Source organism: Streptomyces sp. YS-3, from assembly GCF_045257485.1.
Taxonomy (GTDB): Bacteria; Actinomycetota; Actinomycetes; order Streptomycetales; family Streptomycetaceae; genus Streptomyces.
The window spans coordinates 1-4010 of sequence record NZ_JBJHPC010000619.1; the positions used below are offsets into that span (position 1 = coordinate 1).

Annotated in this window: 5 protein-coding genes; all 5 read right to left on the minus strand. The window is 72.7% G+C overall.

Going from position 1 to position 4010, the window contains the following annotated elements:
• Positions 1–370, minus strand: a 370-nt coding sequence (locus tag ACJA3G_RS31935) for a hypothetical protein (RefSeq protein ID WP_406556532.1), incomplete at its 3' end; no start/stop codon positions are given.
• Positions 371–449: 79 nt separating this feature from the next.
• The gene (locus tag ACJA3G_RS31940; protein WP_406556533.1) at positions 450–941 is read right to left on the minus strand and encodes a nucleoside deaminase; all 492 of its coding nucleotides are present in this window, start codon (positions 939–941) and stop codon (positions 450–452) included.
• Between the two features lie 82 nt (positions 942–1023).
• A complete protein-coding gene (locus ACJA3G_RS31945) occupies positions 1024–1098 on the minus strand; it encodes a 50S ribosomal protein bL37 (RefSeq protein ID WP_372460710.1) in 75 nt (24 codons plus the stop codon).
• A 161-nt stretch (positions 1099–1259) separates the two neighbouring features.
• Complete coding sequence (locus ACJA3G_RS31950; RefSeq protein WP_406556534.1) at positions 1260–1934, minus strand: potassium-transporting ATPase subunit C; 675 nt, start codon at positions 1932–1934, stop codon at positions 1260–1262.
• Between the two features lie 5 nt (positions 1935–1939).
• A partial coding sequence (gene kdpB / locus ACJA3G_RS31955; RefSeq protein ID WP_406556535.1) for a potassium-transporting ATPase subunit KdpB occupies positions 1940–4010 on the minus strand: 2071 nt, incomplete at its 5' end.

Consider the following 4010-nt stretch of genomic DNA (forward strand, 5'->3'; position numbering starts at 1 on the left):
GGGGGTGCACTCCCGGGGCCGAGACACCCGGCGCGTACGGGGTGTACGGGCCGAAGCCGAGGAACGACTGCCCGCGCGCGTGGTCCTCGCGGACGAAGCTCGTACTGGACGAGGCGACCGCGTCCGCCGCCCCCTCCACCATGCCCGCCAGCGAGCGCAGCGTCTTCGCCCACGCCTCCAGGCACTCGTCGATGGCCTTGGCGGTCTCGAAACCGGCCAGGCCCGCCACCGCCGTGTCGGTCGGCTTGTAGAGGGTCTTGATCTCGTCGGGGATGTCCTTGGCCACCTTGCGGGCCGAGTCGCCGGCCTTCTGGACCTCGCCCGGCGTGATCCAGAAGCCCCGTGTGGGACCACCGATCGGTGTGGACATGCCGTTTCCCCCTCCCGCTTACTGATCTTCTTTCCGGCAGGGTACTGGGCGGATTCAGGCCAGCAATGAGTACGGGTACTCAGTCCGGCCCGGCCGTGTCCGGCAGGCCGCCCGGCGGCGGCGCGACCCCGATGTCCTCAGCCCACAGCCCCGGCTCCGCCGCGATGAACTCCCCCAGCAGCGCATGGCATTCGGCGTCGTCGAGCACCACGACCTCCACTCCGTGCCCGGCCAGCCACTCCTGTCCGCCCTCGAAGGTGCGCACCTCGCCGATCACCACACGGGAGATGCCGAACTGGCGGATCAGGCCACTGCAGTACCAGCAGGGGGCGAGGGTGGTCACCATCGTCGTACCGGCGTACGTGGTCCGGCGTCCGGCCGCCCGGAAGGCGGCGGTCTCTGCGTGCGTGGACGGGTCGTCGTCCTGGACCCGGCGGTTGCGGCCACGTCCGAGGAGGGTGCCGGCCGCGTCGAAGAGCGCCGCGCCGATGGGGATCCCGCCCTCGGCCCGTCCGGCGCGGGCCTCTTCCAGGGCGGCGGGGAGCAGGGTGCGTGCCGCTTCCAGGTCCATGGGGACAGTGTGGGACACGCCGTCGGCCCCGGCCCGGCGCCACGACCGGTGGCGGGGGCCGGGGCCGTGGGGCGCCCGGGGCTCAGGTGTTGGGGCGCTTGCCGTGGTTCGCRCCCTTCTTCTTCCGTGCGCGCCGCTTGTTGCCTCGCTTGGACATGGACCGCATCTCCCTTACCGGTACGAAAAGGGGCATATTGTCCTCGTCAGTCTATGAGCGGCCCTTTCCGCCCGCATGGCGGCCGTCCGGCGGCACGCGTCGGCGCACGCGTCGGCCGCCCGGGCCGGAGGCCCCCTGCACCCGCTGCTCCCCCGCCTCCGTCACCTCTCCATGAGCTCCCGCAGCGCGATGTTCAACTTCAGGACGTTGACCCTGGGCTCGCCGATGAAGCCCAGGACGCGACCTGCGGTGTGGTCGGCGACCAGCTGCTCCACCCGCGCCACCGGCAGCCCGTTGCGCTGCGCCACCCGGTGGACCTGGAGCCGCGCGTACGCCGGGGAGATGTCGGGGTCCAGGCCCGAGCCGGAGGACGTGACGGCGTCGGCGGGGACGTCCGCCGGGTCGACCCTGTACGTGGGCGTGGAGTTGTCCCGGACCACCGCCGCCCTGGCGGCCCCGACCCGCTGGACCAGCTTCTCGTTGTCGGCCGAGAGGTTGGTCGCGCCGGACACCAGCAGCCGGTAGCGGGTGTTGCGGGTGTTGGTGCCCAGGCCGGCGGAGGGGCGCGGCTGGAACCAGCGCAGGTCCGGGCGGGCCGCCTCCCCGGGGTCGGACGGGTCCTTCCCGGGGAGGTCGTACCGCTGGCCGATCAGCTCCGAACCGACCACCCTGCCGCCCGACTCGACCTCCGATCCGTTCGCCTTCGCGGGGAAGGCCAGTTGGGCGACGCCGGTCACCGCGAGCGGGTAGACCACTCCGCAGACCAGGGTCAGTACGAGCAGGGCCCGCAGGGCGGCGCCGGTCAGCCGGGCCGTGGTGGTTGCCGAGTTCTTCATGACGATCAGCCGATTCCGGGGATGAGGGAGACGATGAGGTCGATGAGCTTGATGCCGGCGAAGGGCGCGACCAGGCCGCCCAGGCCGTAGATCCCGAGGTTGCGGCGGAGCAGCCGGTCGGCCCCGGCCGGCCGGTACCGCACGCCCCTCAGGGCCAGCGGTACGAGCGCGACGATGACCAGGGCGTTGAAGATCACCGCGGAGAGGATCGCGGACTCGGGGCTGTGCAGGCCCATGATGTTGAGCCTGTCCAGGCCCGGGTGGACGGTGGCGAACATCGCCGGGATGATCGCGAAGTACTTCGCCACGTCGTTGGCGATGGAGAACGTGGTGAGCGCGCCCCGGGTGATCAGGAGCTGTTTGCCGATCCCGACGATCTCGATCAGCTTGGTCGGGTCGGAGTCGAGGTCGACCATGTTGCCGGCCTCCTTGGCGGCCGACGTGCCGGTGTTCATCGCCACGCCCACGTCCGCCTGGGCGAGCGCGGGGGCGTCGTTGGTGCCGTCGCCCGTCATCGCGACGAGCTTGCCGCCCGCCTGCTCGCGCCTGATCAGCGCCAGCTTGTCCTCGGGGGTGGCCTCGGCGAGGAAGTCGTCCACGCCCGCCTCCGCGGCGATGGCCCGGGCGGTCAGCGGGTTGTCACCCGTGATCATGACCGTCCTGATGCCCATCCGGCGCAGCTCCTCGAACCGCTCCCGCATGCCCTCCTTGACCACGTCCTTGAGGTGGACGACACCCAGGACCCGGGCGCCGTCCGCGTCCTCCACGGCCACCAGCAGCGGTGTGCCGCCTTCCCGGGAGATCGTGTCGGCGAGCCGCCGGGCGTCCCCCGCCACCCGGCCGCCGCGCTCCTCCACCCATGCCAGGACCGCGCCGGCCGCGCCCTTGCGGACCCTGCGCCCGGCCACGTCCACGCCCGACATCCGGGTCCGGGCGGTGAAGGCGATCCACTCCGCGCCCGCCAGATCCTCCCGGCGGCTCTGGCCCGCCCCGTACCGCTCCTGGGCCAGGAGCACGACGGAGCGGCCCTCGGGGGTCTCGTCGGCCAGCGAGGAGAGCCGGGCGGCGTCCGCGAGCTCCGCCTCGCTCGCGCCGGGTACGGGGACGAACGCGGCAGCCCGGCGGTCGCCCAGGGTGATGGTGCCGGTCTTGTCCAGGAGCAGCGTCGACACATCGCCCGCGGCCTCCACGGCCCGGCCCGACAGGGCCAGGACGTTGCGCTGGACCAGGCGGTCCATGCCCGCGATGCCGATGGCCGAGAGCAGCGCCCCGATCGTCGTCGGGATGAGGCAGACCAGCAGGGCCGCCAGCACGACCATGGACTGCTCGGCGCCCGCGTACGTCGCGAACGGCTGGAGGGTGACCACCGCCAGCAGGAACACCACGGTCAGCGAGGCGAGCAGGATGTTCAGGGCGATCTCGTTGGGCGTCTTGCGGCGGGCCGCGCCCTCGACCAGGCCGATCATCCGGTCGATGAAGGTCTCGCCGGGCTTTGTGGTGATCTTGATGACGACCCGGTCGGAGAGGACCTTCGTACCGCCGGTGACGGCCGAGCGGTCGCCGCCGGACTCGCGGATCACCGGCGCGGACTCACCGGTGATCGCGGACTCGTCCACCGAGGCGACGCCCTCGACCACGTCGCCGTCGCCCGGGACGACATCGCCCGCCTCGCAGACGACCAGGTCGCCGACGCGCAGCTCGGTGCCGGGCACCCGCTCCTCCGCGCCGCCGTTCAGACGGCGGGCGACGGTGTCCGACTTGGCCCTGCGCAGCGTGTCGGCCTGCGCCTTGCCCCGGCCCTCGGCGACCGCCTCCGCCAGGTTGGCGAAGACCACGGTCAGCCAGAGCCAGCCCGTGATGGCCCAGCCGAACCCGTCACCGGGGTCCTTGAGCGCGAGGACCGTCGTCAGTACGGATCCGACCTCGACGACGAACATCACCGGGGACGCGACCATCACCCGGGGATCGAGCTTCCTGACCGCCTCGGGGAACGCGGCGATGAGCTGCCGGGGGTCGAACAGGCCGCCCCCGGCCCCGGCCCGGACCGGGTGGCGCCCGGCGGGCAGGTCGTCGTGC

Coding starts and splice junctions, on each gene's coding strand:
- ACJA3G_RS31950 (WP_406556534.1), bottom strand. CDS start 1,934: ATGAAGAACTCGGCAACCACCACGGCCCGGCTGACCGGCGCCGCCCTG.
- ACJA3G_RS31940 (WP_406556533.1), bottom strand. CDS start 941: ATGGACCTGGAAGCGGCACGCACCCTGCTCCCCGCCGCCCTGGAAGAG.